This is a genomic window from Marinomonas colpomeniae, assembly GCF_014803385.1.
Classification (GTDB): domain Bacteria; phylum Pseudomonadota; class Gammaproteobacteria; order Pseudomonadales; family Marinomonadaceae; genus Marinomonas; species Marinomonas colpomeniae.
The window spans coordinates 68469-85762 of sequence record NZ_JACYFC010000002.1 but is presented as its reverse complement, the minus strand read 5'-3'; the positions used below and the strand labels follow the sequence as shown (position 1 = coordinate 85762).

Below are 17294 nucleotides of genomic sequence, written 5' to 3'. Positions count from 1 at the left end.
CCGCTGAGTGAATACCCTAAGCAGGTGCTTTTAGGTATTAAATATTAACGTACTGGTGGCGCGTACATAACACCACCTTCAGTCCATAAATTGTTAATACCACGTGGAAGACCTACTGGAGTAGATGGTCCAACGTTACGTTCAAACACTTCACCGTAGTTACCTACTTGAGCGATGATGTTGTAAGCCCAATCAGCTGGAAGACCTAGCTGAGCGCCCATATCACCTTCAGCACCTAGAAGACGTTTAATACCTGGATCAATTGTTTCGCCTTTGATTTTAGCAACGTTTTTAGACGTAATACCCATTTCCTCAGCGTTAACTTGAACGAACATAGCCCAAGTTACGATATCTTTCCACTGGTTATCGCCATGGCGAACTACAGGGCCTAAAGGCTCTTTAGAAATAGTTTCAGGAAGAATCATGTGAGCATTTGGCTCTGCTAACTTAGAACGGTGAGCAGCAAGACCAGATTTATCTGTTGTGAATACATCACAACGACCAGAAGCATAAGCAGCTAGAGCTTCGTCTGCTTTCTGAACAACAACTGGAACGTAAGATAGTTTGTGCTTACGGAAGAAATCGGCCATGTTCAATTCTGTTGTTGTACCTTGCTCCGTACAAACAGTCGCACCGTCAAGATCCATTGCAGATTCTACGCCTAGGTCTTTACGAGCCATGAAGCCTTGACCGTCATAGAAGTTAACCGCTGTGAAGTCTAAACCTAGAGACGTATCACGAGTATAAGTCCAAGTTGTGTTACGAGATAAAACATCGATTTCACCAGATTGAAGAGCAGTGAAACGTTCTTTAGCAGAAAGAGGTGTGAATTTTACTTTTTGAGCATCACCGAAGATTGCAGCGGCAGTTGCACGACAAGCGTCTACATCAATACCTGTCCAGTTACCTTCAGAATCAGCATTAGAGAAACCAGGAACGCCTTGGCTTACACCACATTGGATAAAACCTTTTGATTTAACGTCATCTAGTGTAGATGCCGTTGCTGCAGTACTAATAGTCGCTGCAATAGCGGCGGTAGAGAGTAATTTACCAACATTTGATTTCATTATATTAAGCCTCCCAGGCGTTTTTATATATTTTATATATATGTTGTTATCTTGCTTAACTAAACGGCAGATCTAAAATCTGTGTAGATAAAATAAAGCAAAGTTAGTGCCAACATGTAATTATTCTTGTTGTTAGATATATGTAGATGATTCCTCTATAAAGACCATCACATACCCCTATAGAAGTACTCTTTTAGAGTGTAGTCAAGAATAAAATATTATAACGATAGTCAATTTTGCGTATTTCTTACACCTTTTGTCTGCTCTATAGCGTTTTTTTCAAATCTGGAAACCGGTATTTTGTTAGCTAAAAGCAGTAAATATAAGGCTTTGAGGTTTTTTTTATGAATGTTGCACAAAAATGGAGCGAGTTTTCAGAAAGAATGTTCTGTTTTGTACTAAAAACAGTTTTCGCATCGATATGGTGCTTTCGACGTGCGAAGTAGGCTATAGACATAATATATTGAATAAAGCATTTTCCATAATTTGTTATCTGCATGGTAGACTTAAGAATCAATTGAAGCCATGTAAGGAGATCCACATCAGATGGATAACTCAGCAAAACCACTTGATCGCTTAGATAAAAAAATTCTGCGGGAGCTACAAATAAACGGTCGTTTATCTAACGTAGAATTGGCGAGCCGTGTCGGGCTAAGTGCCACTCCTTGTTTAGAGCGTGTACGTCGTTTGGAGCGAAATGGCTATATTACAGGCTATTGTGCGTTAGTAAATCCTAAGAAAGTGGATGCTGGTTTACTGGTTTTTGTCGAAATTCGTCTTAAGACTACATCGCCTGAAGGCTTCAATGAATTTAAAACGGCCGTTGCTGAAATTCCAGAGATCTTAGAGTGTCATTTGATTGCTGGGGATTTTGAGTACCTTTTGAAGGCGCGAGTATCCAATATGGATTCTTATCGAATATTGTTAGGTGAGACGTTATTGACGCTGCCACATGTTCGAGAATCTCGCACTTACGTTGCTATGGAAGAAGTTAAAAGCACCACGGTTGTCAATATCCCTTAATTCTATTGAATGAAGATACGAGTAAAGAGTAGTTGTTCGTATCTTCATTCAAAGTCCTATTTAGCCTGCTAATTCAGCAAGTATTTTCTTCAGCATGGCTGGACCTATTCCTTTTATATTAAGAATGGCTCTTTCTGATTGAAAAGGGCGCTCTAAAATTAATTTTTCTAGTGAGGCTTTCGGTACGCCTTTCACATTCAAAATTCTTTGTGCCTTTGATTTGTTAATCGCCAGATAACCTTCAACTAAGCCACTATCCTCCACTTTATCGACTTTTTTACGTCTTCGTTTTTGTGACTTCTGAGGAGGCACAATTGAAGGTGTTAATGTTTGAGTATCTGGAACTAAACTTGATTTCGTGACTGGATTCATAGAGTCAATATTTAGGTTTTGTGGATTAGGTGTGGCTTGTTCAATCGCTGTATTTTCAAGAGAGACGTTACTTATAGTAGTGCTACTTATTGGTGTTTGATAAGGAATATCGAAATAAACAGTATCGTATAATGCGTAATCTATACCATTCCACTCGCTCAGCTGTAATGCTAATTGCCAAATGCCGGTGGATGGTTGTTGGAAAATTAAATCGTAGTGACCATCGGGAATAAAGTGTTGGCCTTTGATTTCACCAATGGTTGTCGAAGCCAAGACTTCATTTTCTAAAGCATTCATATTTTGTGGGAAAGCGCATAATTGAAGGCGTAATGTTCCACTGATACTGTCTTCGCTTCTATGGTTCCCAATATGCTCAATAGAAATAATGACGCGATCATTTTCGATTCTATAGCCACAACCTTGGATGCTTAGTGCTGTATCTTGATATATTTGATTAAGTGAAGTCATGTCTGTTCCTTTCGATGAATAAGAGAATACACAGAACTTTATTAGCTTGAGCAATCTTTGATTATATTTTGTTCATGTGCAAGCAAATATAAAGCCAAAACTGATATAGATAGAAAAGGCAAAGAGCGAAATGCACTAGTTGACAGGTGTCTAGCTCAAAAATTAGACGTTGAGGTATTGGTCATGATTTGGCAACCATCTCGATAGAAGTGGAGACACACACTCTGGGTGATGCGTATGTAATAACGTGGCAGCTATTTGAACGTTATCTAGTAACTCTTTATCTCTTTGTAAATCTGCAACTTTAAACTCCCAGAGACCCGTTTGTCTGGTTCCGAGTAACTCCCCAGGGCCTCGTAGCTCAAGATCTTTTTCTGCGATTTTAAAACCATCACTGGTCTCGCGCATAGTTGAGAGGCGTTCTTTACTGTTCTGACCCAAAGGCGATTTATAAAGCAATACACAGTGGCTGGCTGCCTTACCTCGTCCAACGCGACCGCGTAATTGATGCAGTTGAGCAAGTCCAAGTCGTTCGGGGTTCTCAATGACCATTAAACTGGAATTCGGTACATCGACGCCCACTTCAATCACCGTAGTCGCGACTAATAATTGAATATCACCCGCTTTGAATTTTGCCATAATATCGGCTTTTTCTTGAGCTTTAAGCCGCCCATGAACCAGGCCAATAGACAAATCGCTAAGTTGCTCTTGAAGTAATAATGCTGTGTCTTCTGCTGCTTGGCACTGCAATGCCTCAGACTCTTCAATTAGTGTACAAACCCAATACGCTTGTTTTCCCTCTTCGCAACCACTTTTGACCCTATCAATGACTTCTTGACGGCGTTGGTCTGATACCACAATGGTATTAACAGGCGTTCGTCCTGGTGGGAGTTCATCAATTATGGAACAATCTAGATCTGCGTAGGCTGACATAGCTAAGGTTCTGGGTATCGGCGTCGCTGTCATTATTAATTGATGTGGCTGAAAACCGTGCTTCATACCTTTTTCACGTAACGCCATGCGTTGATGTACACCAAAGCGATGTTGCTCATCAATAATAGCGAGTGCTAGGCGATCGAATTCAACGGTATCTTGAAAGAGGGCGTGGGTTCCAACAACGATTTGAGCTGTACCAGAAGCAATATCAGCAAGCTCTTTCTCCCGCGTTTTCCCTTTTAACTTACCTGTCATCCAAGCAACCTGCAGACCTAATGGCTTGAACCACTGGGTGAAGTTGATGTAGTGCTGTTCGGCAAGAATTTCCGTTGGAGCCATTATAGCCACTTGATAGCCAGCCTGAACAACCGAGGCCGCTGCCAACGCTGCGACCAATGTTTTTCCTGATCCAACATCACCTTGTACTAAGCGAAGCATTGGATGACCTGTATTTAGGTCTGTGAGTATTTCCTGAAAAACACGTTGTTGGGCATTGGTGGGTGAGAAGGGCAGGTTACTTAATAATCCTTCACTGAGTGCGCCAGCGGTTGATACCTGAATCGCTAAATCCTTTTTGGCTTCAATACGTTTTCCGATCAAAGACAGTTGATGCGCCATGAGTTCTTCAAATGATAAACGATATTGTGCTGGATGCTTGCCAGATCTTAGTAAGTCTAAGTCTGCTTCTCGTGATGGGTGATGTAAAAACTGAATGGCGTCGCTAAGTTGTGGCAAGCTGAATTGTAAGCGAATATCTTCCGGCAGCCACTCTTGTAAGTTGTAAGGTGTTAAGCGTTCTAGAGCTTGCTCGCACAGCTGGCGTATCTTGTTTTGAGTCAAGCCTTCGGTAAGTGGGTAAATGGGTGTGAGCTGAGAGGACTCTTCTTGTGTTTCGTCTTCGCCAATGACTTTGTACTCAGGGTGATAAATTTCGAAGCCTGAGCTACCTCGACGAATCTCTCCGAAACAGCGAACATGCTTACCTGACTCTAGCTGTTTCTTTTGGGCGGCAGAGAAGTGGAAGAATCGTAAACATAAAGTGCCCGTAGTATCTTTTATACGACATAACAAACTGCGACGTTTGCCCATTTTGATTTCGCAGCCAGTAATTTGGCCTTCAATGACGGCCTCATCACCGAAACGCAGGTGACCAATAGGAACCACTCGAGTTCTATCTTGGTAGCGAATCGGCAAATGAAACAGCAAGTCTTGAACCGTGTTCAAGTGAAGCTTGGCCAATTTCTCAGCCATCGCATCACCTACCCCTTTTAGTTCGCGAACATCCTGAGTGTCTAATCCATCAATCATGCTTGTCTCTACAAATTTAGATGTTTACAAGCGTCACGGATGGATTGGCTAACCGCTTCGATGGCTTTAGGGCGAGGAAAGCTTGCTCGCCAAGCTAATGCAACGGTTCGCTTTGGTGCAGGTGCAGAGAAAGGGCGCACTTCTAGCATGTCATGGTTGATATTAGTGACGGCCGATTTAGGTAATACAGTCACTCCTAAACCAGATGCAACCATGTAGCGAATAGTTTCTAGTGAACTGCCATTCACGACCGTACGTCCATCATCAAGGGAGCTGGCTGTTACTAAAGGACAAGCTTCTAATACCTGCTCACTGAAGCAATGGCCCTTACCAAGAAGCAACAGGTTATCCGTAGAAAGTTGGTCTGTTTCTATACTCTCTAATTTAGTCCAAGCATGGTCTTTAGGCATAAGCACGACGAACTCTTCTTCATAAATCGGCTGAGTAACTACATCTGGTTCATGAAAAGGTAGGGCTACAATGATCGCATCTACTTCGCCATTGCGTAACTTTGGACGCAAGTTTTCAGTAAGATCTTCTTCAATAACCAGTGGCATGCCAGAGACTATTTTATGTAAAGAAGGGATCATAAAAGGAAATAAATAAGGGGCAATAGTAAAAATAGCACCAATTTTAAGAGGGCCTTTTAGTTGGTTTTTACCCGATGCCGCTAACTCTTTGATCATATTTGCTTGATCTAAGACCCGCTTGCCTTGGGCAATGATTTGTTCGCCCAGTGGTGTGATATAAACGGAGCTTTTACTACGCTCAAAAATAGCCACACCTAACTCTTCTTCGAGCTTTTTGACGGCAACACTTAATGTAGGTTGTGATACATAGCATCGTTCAGCGGCACGGCCGAAGTGTTTTTCTTCGGCTAGCATTACAATATATTTCAATTCCGTTAATGTCATAACTCACCTTTTTGATAGGCTGATTCATTGTTAATAGCTATGATAATACACCATTCAATAAAGTATACTCGTTCATTTTTGAATTGCTGATTATTTCTTCATTTCAAGCTTATTGTCCGTTTTATACCGTTAAATAATGAAAAATAGTTATTCTGGAGGCATGACATGGCAAACATATTGATCGCAGGTTGTGGAGACCTAGGTGCGGGTTTAGCAATAGATTTGGTCGCACAGGGTCATCATGTCACAGGCATTCGTCGGACAGGAAAAGAGTTTCCAGTTGGTGTTAAAGGTATCACAGGCAACCTTGTTGATATGAAAGGCGATGACCTTCCTGACGCTGATGTTGTGTTTTTGATTGTGACGCCAAATGGTCGAAATGAAGCTGCGTACCGTGCTGCCTATTTTGATACGGCACAAGCCTTGATACGACGGTATCAAACAGTGGAAAAATCGCCTAAAGTATTTTTTGTCTCAAGTACCAGTGTGTACGGGCAAAGCCAAGGTGAATGGATAGATGATACAACAACAGCAGAGCCGAAATCTGCTACGGCCAAAGTGTTAATTGAGGCGGAGCAGGCATTGGCGTCGGTGTTTCAAAGTGTGGCAGTACGTTGTTCTGGTATTTATGGCGCTGGGCGATTTCGACTATTAGAAAAAGTAGAGCGCGAAGATGATTGGGGGCCGAACAGTTGGACAAATCGCATCCATCGGGATGATGTTGTATCTGCTTTAGTTGGATTGGCTAGGTTAGCACTAACTGACAGCAGCTTACCTGAGCATATTATAGTGACAGATCAAACGCCCGTTTCTATGTGGGAAGTAAAGCTTTGGTTAGCGACTCATTTAGACGCAAAGGTCGCGGTTAGTAACATTAATGACTTCAACCCCTCTGCGGGCAAACGTATACAAGGCCAGTATCTTTTATCCCAAGGCTGGACGCCTCGTTACCCAAGCTATGTGTCTGGTTATAAGCCCCTATTACGTGAATACAGAAACGAAAATTAAAAGTATAAAAAAAGAGGCCTCGGCCTCTTTTTTTGCATTTCTTTGTTCTGGTGTTGGAGGAGATTAATCCTCTAATACCATGATGCCTTCGATCTCAATTTGTACGCCTTTTGGTAATGCACGAACACCCATAGCAGCACGAGCTGGGTAAGGCTGTTTAACGAATTGAGTCATTACTTCGTTTACTGTGGCGAAGTTGCCTAGATCAGTCATGAAAATGTTGAACTTCACTACGTTCTCTAAAGAGCCTCCTGCCGCTTCACATACTGCTTGCAGGTTTTTAAAGACTTGTGTCGTTTGTTCTACGATGTCTTCGCTGATAATTTCCATGGTCTCAGGAACCAAAGGAATCTGACCCGAAAGGTAAACAGTGTTGCCTGCACGAACAGCTTGAGAGTAAGGGCCGATAGCCGCTGGCGCGTTTTCAGTATGAATAACTTGCTTTGACATGGTGAGTAATCCTAATAGACATCAAACATTGCTACGGTAGACACCGTAACGCATAAAATATTTTATTTATTAATAGGTTAGCGACCAACAATGGTTTCGCGTGATACTTTTTCAACACAACGAACTGCTTTGATTCTACGCATTACATCCGCTAAACCAACACGGCTAGAAATAGTAATGTTAAGCCGTAAACGACTGACTCGTCCGCGTTCAATAATATCAAGGTTCGATACTTGGAAATCAGTATCACTTATTGAGCTAGCGATATTAGCTACCGCGCCACGTTCGTTAATGTAAGTAACGATTAGGCTAATGTTTAGCTCTTCTTCAATGTCTTTGCCCCATGCCATATGGATAAAACGTTCGGGGCTGGATAAATGATCTTGAACATTTGGGCAATTAAGGTGATGTATTAAAATGCCTTTATCAACCTGTACATAACCGACAATAGGGTCGCCGGGAATAGGGGAGCAACATTTTGCATAAGAAATAAGCATGCCTTCAGAACCATTTACTTTAAAGGACTTAGGCGTAATTAAGGTGTTCTCATCGTAATTCGGGAAGAGCTCGCGAGCCACTAAATAACCTACATGACGACCTTTACCAATGGATTCTAATAAATCGTCCATAGAAGGTAGTTGGTGGGTTTCTAATACTTGCGCTATTTGTTCTGTTGTTAATTCATCAATGTTCGTTTTAAACGAATTTAAAGAACGCGTTAACAGACGTTGCCCGATAGATATGGCATTTTCGCGTTGTTTATCTTTTAAGTAATGACGAATGTTAGCGCGTGCTTTACCTGTAATGGCAAAACTGAGCCAAGCAACATTAGGTTGCGCATTTTTAGCCGTAATGACTTCAACGGTTTGACCGCTTTCAAGCTGAGTGCTTAATGGTGCTAGACGACGGTTAATTCGACAAGAAATGCAGGTATTACCAATTTCCGTGTGAACGCCATATGCAAAATCGACTGGCGTTGCGCCAGAAGGCAACTCAATAATTTGTCCATTAGGGGTGAAAACATACACCTCATCAGGGAATAGATCGCTTTTTACGCTATCAACAAATTCGATAGGGCTATGGGCTTTCTGTTGTATTTCCAACAGGCTTTTTACCCATTTTGTCGCACGGTCATGGTTACTTGGTGTGTTTGATGTGCCGTTGGCTTTGTAAGCCCAATGTGCAGCAATACCGTTGTTGGCAACCAATTCCATTTCTTCGGTACGGATTTGAACTTCCATTGGAATACCGTTGGTACCCAATACTGTAGTATGAAGAGATTGATATCCATTGGACTTAGGAACGGCAATGTAATCTTTAAAACGCCCTTCAATAGGTTTGAAGAGTGAATGGATAACACCCAGTATTCGATAACAACTGTCATGACGGTCTGTCACGATTCGCACACCAGTAACATCCATTATTTCATCTAAAGAACGGCGCTTCTTGTCCATCTTTTGATAAATACTGAAGATATGCTTTTCTCGAACACTAATGCTGGCTTCAATATAGTCAGCCGCCAGCTCTGATCGAATTGTATCTTCAATCTTTTGTGTGTCTTTAATGCGCTGTTGGCCATACTTTTTATGAATGGCTTTTTGCAACATGCGTGCGCGCATTGGGTAATAAGCTTGAAAGGCCAGAGATTCCAAATCGACTCGTACATTGTACATGCCTAGACGATTTGCAATTGGTGCGTAAATATCTAAGGTTTCACGGGCAATGCGGCGCTTTTTATGAGCGGGCATAGCGTCCAATGTACGCATATTGTGTAGGCGATCGGCTAACTTAACTAAGATGACACGAATGTCGTCTGCCATGGCCATGGCCATTTTCTGGAAGTTATGCGCTTGTTTTTCGATTTGGCTATTGAATTCAAGGTGGGTCAGCTTACTAACACCATCAACAAGACTCGCTACGCCAGCTCCAAATTGTTCCGTGAGAGCGTCGCGGCTAATGCCAGTATCTTCAATTACGTCGTGCAGAAGTGCCGCTGTCAATCCATCACAATCCATTCGAAGTTCAGAAAGAATTTCGGCGACAGCGAGAGGATGGGTGACATAAGGCTCGCCACTTTTACGTCGCTGCCCATCATGGGCTTGCTCGGCGTAATAATAGGCGCGCTTTACCTTAGCCACTTGGTCGTAAGGTAAATATTGGCTTAACGTTAGTGCTAAATCTTCAATGGTATACATCGCTCACCTCACAAAGGCAAAAAGGAAGTGCGACAGCTGTGCAATGAGCGACACCATTGAAATTAAAACTCGTGAATTGGGCGTTTTTGTAGATCAACATTACCTGCGTTGATTACATTTTCTGCTATTTCACGTAGTGCAACTACAGTCAATTTGTCGCCTTCTAAAGGGACTTTTGCTTCTTCGCCACCAGTGGCAAGTTGACGGGCACGTTTTGATGCGACCATAACCAACTCAAAGCGGTTATCAACATTTTCTAAACAATCTTCTACGGTAACTCGAGCCATTTTGACCTCTGCAGTCTGTTATCTATTTTTCCAAGGGTAATTCTACTTAACGGTCTCTTACATTGACAAGAGATCATTTATAAGATTTGTATGTTTTTGCTCTATAACAGATGTTTTTGAGCGCATTGCCATAAAAATAGACGCCATTTGAGAAAGCGCGTCTTTTAAATCGTCATTTACGATAACAAAATCGTATTCTTTGTAATGAGACATTTCATCAACTGCTTTTGCCATTCGTCGTTGAATCACATCATCAGTATCCGTTGCTCGACCTTTTAGACGTTCTTCTAATGCTTTTAATGATGGTGGAAGGATAAAAATACCAATGGCTTCAGAATATAATTGGCGAACTTGGCGAGCGCCTTGCCAGTCGATTTCTAAAATGACATCTAAGCCTTGTTCTAGCATGTTAAATATAGACGTTTTTGAAGTACCATAATAATTATCAAACACTTGAGCGTGCTCAAAAAAAGCATCTTCGGCAATCATGTCTAAGAAAGATTCAGGGTCGGTAAAGAAATATTCACGGCCATCTTCTTCACCTTCTCGTGGTGCTCTCGTTGTATGAGAAACAGAAATACGTACTTGTTGATCTTGCTTCAACAACGCCTTGTATAAGGTAGACTTACCCGCACCAGAAGGTGCCGATAAAATGAATAAGTTGCCTTTTTTTTTGTCCATGAGATTTCTTTAATCCACTATTTGATGTCTTTTTACGACCTATTACTATATCACAAACTAATAAAAACAGAGTGTTCAGATTATTTTCTCACCTGGTACCGTCTATTCTGGCTTTGGGCTGGCGATCCAGCCAAATACCATCCAAATAAAGCAAAGTACTAGAAGAATATATAAAGGTATTTGCCAAGATTGCTGCCAATCGTAAATCATACCGATTAGAAACGGGCCTATTGCTGCTAAAGTATAACCAATTAATTGGGACATCCCAGATAGTGCTGCGGCTTGTTTTGGGCTACTTGTTCTTAAACCAATCAAAGACAAGCCTAAAATAAACCCCATACTGATACCAAAGCCAAAACAAACAGACCAAATACCAGACCAATTTGGTATGTATAAGAAGCCAAGTAAGCTCAGCCATGTTAACCCTGTAGCAAACAAACAAAGCCGTCTCTGGCTGCCCAGACGATGAATAAAGGGCGTTAAAATTAATGAAGGTAAAACCCCGGCGAGCTGTAAATAGCCTTGATATAGACCTGCTGTTGAATCAGCATAACCATTACTCATTAATATAGACGGCATCCAAGCCAATACTATGTAACAAACTAATGAATTGAACGCGAGAAACCCCGACACTTGCCAAGCGGTTTTAGAGCCCCAGATAGACCCTCCTCCACTTACTCCGCTCATTTTAGGCAATTGATGCTGTGTTATTTTACAGCTAAACCAAACAACAATAGGCAAAACAATGATTATGGTTTGGCAAGCCAGTGCAAATGACCAGCCGCTCATATTTAATGGAAAATTTGGTCGTTCAGCGAATTGGCTTAAAGGAACCGCAAAGCTTGCCATCAAAAAACCACCTATGTTCATCATCAATACGTAAACAGCGGTTAATTGAACGATGTGATTAGGGAATTGGCGCTTTAATAAGCTTGGAAGCAAGACATTACCGATCGCAATCCCCATTCCAATAAAGGTTACTCCCAAATATAAAGTACTGGTAAAACCAAAAGATCGTGTAACCATACCTATAGCGATTAATCCCACGCCAACCGCTAATACTCGCTCAATAAGAAAGCGCTGAGAGAGCCAAGAAGCAACAGGTGCAAATAACGCAAAGGCCAGCAAAGGCACACTTGTCAGTAAACCAGATTGAGAACTGCTCAAATTCAAATCAATACTGATACGTTCGAACAGAGGCGGTAAACCTGTGATTGGGCCTCGTAAATTTAATGCTACTAAAAAAATAAACAGCAGTAAGTAAGCGGCATCGTGTTGCATTAAACGTTGAAGCGGTTTCATGTGAGGTCCATCAAACGATAAAAATAAGAAAAATGTAACAATCAGTCTGGTATTATAAGTGAAAAGCCCTTAACCGCTTCGATGTAATGAAGGAATAGAGCTGAACTTTGAATGATATTAATGTTTATTTCGTTTTTACATCATTAAAGTGATACGTTTTCTAATATTAAACGTAAGTACACTGGTTTCTGAATTTAATCGTATCATCCTAAATAAAGGGGTTATTGTTATGAAAGCTAAATCACTTGTTACCGCACTTGGTCTGTCTATTCTTAGTACAAGCGCATTGGCTTTCGATGCTAAGTTGTCTAATTCAGCATGGGATGGCAAAACAGTTCCAGCCGCAGAACAATGTCAAAAATTCGGTGGCCTTAGTCCTGCTACGCCGGAGTTGTCGTTGATGGGCCTTCCAAAAGGTACCAACACTATTGTAATGGAATACAGTGATCGTGATTCAAAAGGCATGAATAATGGCGGACATGGTCAAATTAGTTACAAATTAACCTCTACTGAGCCATCTGCTGAGATTCCAGCGATGTTAGGTCATACGTTTGATTTGCCTGCGCCATTTACTATGATTGCAGCGCATCGCGGTCCAGGTTGGGATAAAGCAGGCGCATACATGCCTCCTTGTTCTGGTGGTAAAGATCATGCTTATTACGTAACTATTAAAGCCGTAGAGGGTGCCAACGTTCTAGCAACAACTGTACTTGAGTTAGGTAAGTACTAGATTTATACCTGTTTAGAATGAATAAAGCAGATTAGTAGTTATGCTAATCTGCTTTAGTTGTTCTAACGCGCACACTTAAATTCAGCCCCATTCGATTTTATTTCTTCCAGACTCTTTTGCTTTATATAGTGCTTTGTCTGCTCTTTGGAACCACTCTCTAAAAGATTCTTTCGGTTTTACTGTTGCTATACCTGCACTAAAGGTTAATCGTCCAACGGGGTCGAAATTTACCTTTGATATTTTTTCTCGTAGCGCTTCGATATACGTTGAGGCGATATTGGACTGTGTATCAGACAGTAAAATAACAAACTCCTCGCCACCCCAGCGACAAATAAGATCTTTATTGTCATCATTGGCGAGCTCTCGAGCTAAACGGTATAAAACATCATCACCAACATCGTGTCCGAATTGATCATTTATCTTCTTGAAATGGTCAATATCTAAAACAATAAGAGTTGCAGGAATGTCATGATGATCAGCTTGCAGCATCTCTTCGTCAATTAAGGCACTGAATGCACGGCGGTTGTACAACTTGGTAAGAGAATCTGTAGACGCAATTTTTTCGAGCTGATCATTTTTCTCTTTGAGTATTAAATTCTTTGCTGAAATTTCTTTGGTTCGATTACTCACCATTTCTTCTAAGTAGTGAGTATGTTGATGGATTTTTTGAGTCGTTTCACAAAAGGCTTTATAAAGCTGGCCGATTTCATCATTAGAATGTATGACGGTAAATTGTGAGTTTTTATTATCAGCAGACAATTTCACGTCTTTAGTAAGCTGTATAAGAGGCTTTGTTATTTTCCCTGAAAGCTTAATAATGATAATTAAGAAGACAATCATTAAGAAGAAAGAGGTAATTAGTACATTGTATAAAACCTCATAAATATCATGAAAGACTTCAGTCTCTTCTGTCGTTACAAACAAATTCCAACCAGGGAGGTTCTGTATTTTAGAAAAAGTGACGATTTTCGATTCATTCATATTTTTGTCAAGGTACTGTCCATAACCATCTTCCTGCAGCGCCGCCTTTCTAATAAGGGACGATAAACCAATGAAGTTGTTATCGGATGACGAGCTGATTTTCGTCATAAGGAAATCTTTATTCGGATGGGATACGACAACATTCTCTGAGTCTGCTATCCACGCATAGCTTCCTTTTGCCACTTTAATGGCGGACAGTTTTTCATCAATAATCTTAATAGGTACAGCCGCTGCAATGGTTCCTACCCACTCTTTTTTAGAGTCTAAAATAGGGACAGCAACAAGAATAACGGGCTTTTTTTCGAATCTACTAAACAAAGGTGTAGTGATGTTATGTTTTTTTCCTGTCCATTGATCTCCCTTAAGAAAAAAGGGATGAGTCACTTTGTTTTTGTTTCCATGTGAATCAATTAAATTCAAATTTATATCGACATAGACTGTATTAATGAAGTCACCATCACCTACCGTCATTAATCTTTTTAGTTGTGATTGGATTTTTTCTAAGTCATTGGATTTTATTTCTGAGCTATCACTTAATACTTTTAGCATCGCAATGTATTGACTAAATTCTTGGTTAAGTAGCTCAGCGTGCATTTTAGAGATCTCTGTCGATTTTTCTAATGCTAGCTCAAGTACACGGCTGCGCTCATTGAAAAAAGTTGACAATAAGAGCGTCGATATAAAAGCGACCATAACCAAAGAGTATGTGATTATGATTTTAGTTCTTATTGTTTTAAGCATGCCGCCTCTTAGGATTGCTGCGTGTAAAGTATGAAAAATAAGCCAATGTAATATGTACGATATGAAAAAATTCTAACGTTCAGTTTTCAAGAAAAGAAATCGATTTAGCACCCTCAGATAATCATAATGGATACTAAATACACAATTATAAAGGGTTTATTTAATAGACTTAAACGAACAATTACTACTGTTCTTTTGTAACCAAAATCGAAAAATTGTGAACTCAAGTACTGAGGTCAAAAAGTATATGAAAGGTTGGTCGTGGATTACTTTAATAACAAGCATTCAAGGGCTGTTATAGTGCTATATTTCATGAAATTAGGATAAATTAACTAGCAGACCATTTTACAAATTCTAGTTTCTCTATATTTGAATGAGATACTTTTAATCGATATCGTTCTATTTTTTTACTATTTAGACGAACAATAATATTAAGATCATGCAATCTTGAGAATTTACGTTTTACGAGCGCTCCCTTTTCAAAGCTAGAATACCTTAGGGTAGTGTCTGGCAGCAGCTCAAGCAGTGTATTAAGGTTTATATTCATAGTATCTCGAAGCTGAGAAAAGCCGTTTAAGAAACTGTCATTCGCATCGTATTTTTTCTTGTAATAGAGAACGACTTCTCCTTCTTCCTTCTTAGTAAATTTCCCTTTCCCTCTTATGGCTAGTATGTCTTCATCGGGTGTTGTAAATTCAGCAAGGTCATAACAATGGGCAACAACTTGTTCCTCACTATCAATCAAGGTGCTTTTGACACTGAACTTTCCTTTGCCCATTTTTTTAGCAACATAATTACGAAACAATTCTTTAAATCGATCCTTAAAAATGTAGCTGACACAAAGTGCCATAAATACAGCAAATGACACTGTGCCGTAACCTCTTTGAAAATAGAACACGATTAATGTGGTTAACGACATCGATAAAAAGGCACTGATACTAAAGGCAATTTGCTCTCTCATTAAACCTAACGCTCGATTTTGTTGAGATATATTGATGGATTTACAGAAGAGATCTTCCTTTTTACGCATGTACTGAGCTTCTTTAGACTTTAACCCGTATTTTTGCTTTCGATATTCCCGCTCTTCACTAACAAAACTGACAAGCTCATCAAAGTTTACTCCACTGACTTTTCTCTTTTGGCATTTATCATAGTAGGTAAGCGTCATTTGTTCTGCGTAGTAAGAGCAAAGCTCATCGGCAGAGCAAAAATCTTTAAGATTAAAATCTGTTGTTGGCGTGCTTCTAAGGTCACTCAATAGTGACTCGGCGACTTCTAAAAACTCTCTATTTTTAGTCTTAGCATTACTAGCGGTAATGTCTTGAATCATCTTAGAAAGTTTTAGCTTGAATGCTTTCAAAAAAACGGGAAAGTCACTCTTACTTCCAGGTTTTTCTGCTTTTAGCTTAAGCAATGGAAATTTAGATTTGGAGACCGAGTAATGGTAGCGAGAAGCTTTTGAATCTAATAACACGCTGGCAGGGATATCACGCTCCCGTATAGCCATGTCTGTTGGTAAAAATATGAACATCTCAAGCAATGATTCTTTATTTTTAGTAACAGTCGTTCTTACTTCAATAGAAGTGTCTAATACTTCAACGTCTAACTTCACGCAGCGATTCACTCCTCAGATGTGTTTTTAATGAATGAGTATAGACCAGAGCATCATCTTATTGATCTGGATGGTTTATTCCCAATTACTTAAATTTCCCCTAAAAACGTCGAATTTTCAAGTAACTTATATTACTCAATATTATAGGTTAGCTCGATGACCAATAGATAAGGCCTTAATTTATTGAGCTTGAGTAATAGTTTCAAATAGAAAGTGAAATACTCTGCAAGACGGTAATGTCGTTGGGGTGGTTGTTCACATGATTGATATCAATTGCAAAAATGGAGTTTCTAATATTTAATAAATACCCCTATTTTTAACGAATTATTAAAAAATGGTAACTTTTGGGGGTATCTTTTTTTAAGAGATTGTCAATTTGATCATTTTTCTACACTTATAGGTAGCGTATGAATCATATGCAAGACAGGGCGTTGAGCGAACTTATTAGAGTGGTTGGACAGGCGAATTTTCCTGAAACACTGAGTTACTTTTTTAGCAAACTAGCGTCTTTTGATAATCTGTTAGTAATTGCTTATTACAAAGACCATAACCCGCATATTTTGTATCGAGAAAGGCTAAACCCAGACATCCACAAGAATATTGATAGCCACTATATAAAAGCCGCTTACTTACTCGATCCTTTTTATCATGCTATTTGCAATGGTATACAACGTGGTGTGCATCGCCTTTTTGACATAGCACCGGATAAGTTCAAACAAACCAGCTACTTCAAAGAATATTATCAACAAACAACTAATCTCGACGAGGTCGCCATTTTTGCACGTGTTAATCATGACACGACCATAACAGCCTGTTTTGGTCGTGACTGCACCAGTAATAAAGCTTTTACTAAAAATGAAATTAACTTATTGAAATCATTTGAAAAAGTACTAATTACCTTATGTGAAATGCAATGGAAAAATTATCAGCCGTCAGAAGGCAAAGGTATAATACTCGGGTCGGTAGTTAGTCGACTAAGAAGTTCATTGAACAATAATACGGGTATTGCTCTAAGTCCTAGACAAGCCGAAGTCGCCTTGTTGATATTACAAGGCCACTCGTCATTGTCGATTTCATTAAATCTGAATATCAGTAAAGAGACAGTGAAAGTCTTTCGTAAGCAGCTTTATGGCAAATGCAATATTAGCTCTCAAGCAGAGTTGTTTGCTCTGCTGCTACCAATGATGTCTTTGCTCTAGCGGAATTGCTTTACGCTACT

15 protein-coding genes are annotated in these 17294 nt (G+C 40.1%); 4 read left to right on the top strand and 11 right to left on the bottom strand.

What is annotated here, in order from left to right; all coding sequences use genetic code 11:
• Positions 1-44: 44 nt before the first annotated feature.
• Positions 45-1067, bottom strand: a complete 1023-nt coding sequence (locus tag IF202_RS05610) for an amino acid ABC transporter substrate-binding protein (RefSeq protein WP_191593913.1) — start codon at positions 1065-1067, stop codon at positions 45-47.
• Positions 1068-1613: 546 nt separating this feature from the next.
• Between IF202_RS05610 and lrp the strand changes: the two genes are divergently transcribed.
• Positions 1614-2090, top strand: a complete 477-nt coding sequence (gene lrp / locus IF202_RS05605; RefSeq protein ID WP_191593912.1) for a leucine-responsive transcriptional regulator Lrp — start codon at positions 1614-1616, stop codon at positions 2088-2090.
• 60 nt (positions 2091-2150) lie between these two features.
• On the opposite strand, the gene IF202_RS05600 is transcribed toward lrp, so the two are convergent.
• From IF202_RS05600 to IF202_RS05590, 3 genes are all read right to left on the bottom strand, one after another.
• Entirely contained in the window at positions 2151-2930 is a 780-nt protein-coding gene (locus tag IF202_RS05600) for a hypothetical protein (protein WP_191593911.1), read from the bottom strand.
• Between the two features lie 162 nt (positions 2931-3092).
• The gene (gene recG / locus IF202_RS05595) at positions 3093-5174 is read right to left on the bottom strand and encodes an ATP-dependent DNA helicase RecG (RefSeq protein WP_191593910.1); all 2082 of its coding nucleotides are present in this window, start codon (positions 5172-5174) and stop codon (positions 3093-3095) included.
• A gap of 8 nt (positions 5175-5182) precedes the next feature.
• On the bottom strand, positions 5183-6088 hold the full coding sequence (locus IF202_RS05590) for a hydrogen peroxide-inducible genes activator (RefSeq protein ID WP_191593909.1): 906 nt from the start codon (positions 6086-6088) through the stop codon (positions 5183-5185).
• Between the two features lie 165 nt (positions 6089-6253).
• Here IF202_RS05590 and IF202_RS05585 point away from each other — a divergent pair, with 165 nt between their 5' ends.
• A complete protein-coding gene (locus IF202_RS05585) occupies positions 6254-7096 on the top strand; it encodes a Rossmann-fold NAD(P)-binding domain-containing protein (protein WP_191593908.1) in 843 nt (280 codons plus the stop codon).
• Between the two features lie 63 nt (positions 7097-7159).
• Here the strand turns inward: IF202_RS05585 and IF202_RS05580 are convergent, their stop codons facing one another.
• The 5 genes from IF202_RS05580 to IF202_RS05560 form a co-directional block, all read right to left on the bottom strand.
• Positions 7160-7546 carry a RidA family protein gene (locus IF202_RS05580; RefSeq protein WP_191593907.1) on the bottom strand — a complete coding sequence of 129 codons (387 nt, stop codon included), beginning with the start codon at positions 7544-7546 and terminating at the stop codon, positions 7160-7162.
• Positions 7547-7623: 77 nt separating this feature from the next.
• Positions 7624-9741, bottom strand: coding sequence for a RelA/SpoT family protein (locus IF202_RS05575; RefSeq protein WP_191593906.1), 2118 nt, complete (start codon positions 9739-9741; stop codon positions 7624-7626).
• Positions 9742-9803: 62 nt separating this feature from the next.
• Positions 9804-10028, bottom strand: coding sequence for a DNA-directed RNA polymerase subunit omega (gene rpoZ, locus IF202_RS05570; RefSeq protein WP_191593905.1), 225 nt, complete (start codon positions 10026-10028; stop codon positions 9804-9806).
• Positions 10029-10085: 57 nt separating this feature from the next.
• On the bottom strand, positions 10086-10709 hold the full coding sequence (gene gmk, locus IF202_RS05565) for a guanylate kinase (RefSeq protein WP_191593904.1): 624 nt from the start codon (positions 10707-10709) through the stop codon (positions 10086-10088).
• A gap of 102 nt (positions 10710-10811) precedes the next feature.
• Complete coding sequence (locus IF202_RS05560; RefSeq protein ID WP_191593903.1) at positions 10812-12011, bottom strand: MFS transporter; 1200 nt, start codon at positions 12009-12011, stop codon at positions 10812-10814.
• A 229-nt stretch (positions 12012-12240) separates the two neighbouring features.
• On the opposite strand from IF202_RS05560, the gene IF202_RS05555 reads away from it, so the two are divergent.
• On the top strand, positions 12241-12741 hold the full coding sequence (locus tag IF202_RS05555; RefSeq protein WP_191593902.1) for a hypothetical protein: 501 nt from the start codon (positions 12241-12243) through the stop codon (positions 12739-12741).
• Between the two features lie 81 nt (positions 12742-12822).
• Here IF202_RS05555 and IF202_RS17805 read toward each other — a convergent pair whose 3' ends face one another.
• Both IF202_RS17805 and IF202_RS05545 read right to left on the bottom strand, forming a co-directional pair.
• The gene (locus IF202_RS17805; protein ID WP_191593901.1) at positions 12823-14463 is read right to left on the bottom strand and encodes a sensor domain-containing diguanylate cyclase; all 1641 of its coding nucleotides are present in this window, start codon (positions 14461-14463) and stop codon (positions 12823-12825) included.
• 328 nt (positions 14464-14791) lie between these two features.
• The gene (locus IF202_RS05545) at positions 14792-16075 is read right to left on the bottom strand and encodes a hypothetical protein (RefSeq protein WP_191593900.1); all 1284 of its coding nucleotides are present in this window, start codon (positions 16073-16075) and stop codon (positions 14792-14794) included.
• 407 nt (positions 16076-16482) lie between these two features.
• Between IF202_RS05545 and IF202_RS05540 the strand changes: the two genes are divergently transcribed.
• Positions 16483-17274, top strand: a complete 792-nt coding sequence (locus IF202_RS05540) for a helix-turn-helix transcriptional regulator (RefSeq protein ID WP_206705400.1) — start codon at positions 16483-16485, stop codon at positions 17272-17274.
• Positions 17275-17294 lie beyond the last annotated feature (20 nt).

Bases quoted from the DNA above. Each gene is read 5' to 3' on its own strand.
- IF202_RS05610 (WP_191593913.1), bottom strand. From the start codon at position 1,067: ATGAAATCAAATGTTGGTAAATTACTCTCTACCGCCGCTATTGCAGCG.
- lrp (WP_191593912.1), top strand. From the start codon at position 1,614: ATGGATAACTCAGCAAAACCACTTGATCGCTTAGATAAAAAAATTCTG.
- IF202_RS05600 (WP_191593911.1), bottom strand. From the start codon at position 2,930: ATGACTTCACTTAATCAAATATATCAAGATACAGCACTAAGCATCCAA.
- recG (WP_191593910.1), bottom strand. From the start codon at position 5,174: ATGATTGATGGATTAGACACTCAGGATGTTCGCGAACTAAAAGGGGTA.
- IF202_RS05590 (WP_191593909.1), bottom strand. From the start codon at position 6,088: ATGACATTAACGGAATTGAAATATATTGTAATGCTAGCCGAAGAAAAA.
- IF202_RS05585 (WP_191593908.1), top strand. From the start codon at position 6,254: ATGGCAAACATATTGATCGCAGGTTGTGGAGACCTAGGTGCGGGTTTA.
- IF202_RS05580 (WP_191593907.1), bottom strand. From the start codon at position 7,546: ATGTCAAAGCAAGTTATTCATACTGAAAACGCGCCAGCGGCTATCGGC.
- IF202_RS05575 (WP_191593906.1), bottom strand. From the start codon at position 9,741: ATGTATACCATTGAAGATTTAGCACTAACGTTAAGCCAATATTTACCT.
- rpoZ (WP_191593905.1), bottom strand. From the start codon at position 10,028: ATGGCTCGAGTTACCGTAGAAGATTGTTTAGAAAATGTTGATAACCGC.
- gmk (WP_191593904.1), bottom strand. From the start codon at position 10,709: ATGGACAAAAAAAAAGGCAACTTATTCATTTTATCGGCACCTTCTGGT.
- IF202_RS05560 (WP_191593903.1), bottom strand. From the start codon at position 12,011: ATGAAACCGCTTCAACGTTTAATGCAACACGATGCCGCTTACTTACTG.
- IF202_RS05555 (WP_191593902.1), top strand. From the start codon at position 12,241: ATGAAAGCTAAATCACTTGTTACCGCACTTGGTCTGTCTATTCTTAGT.
- IF202_RS17805 (WP_191593901.1), bottom strand. From the start codon at position 14,463: ATGCTTAAAACAATAAGAACTAAAATCATAATCACATACTCTTTGGTT.
- IF202_RS05540 (WP_206705400.1), top strand. From the start codon at position 16,483: ATGAATCATATGCAAGACAGGGCGTTGAGCGAACTTATTAGAGTGGTT.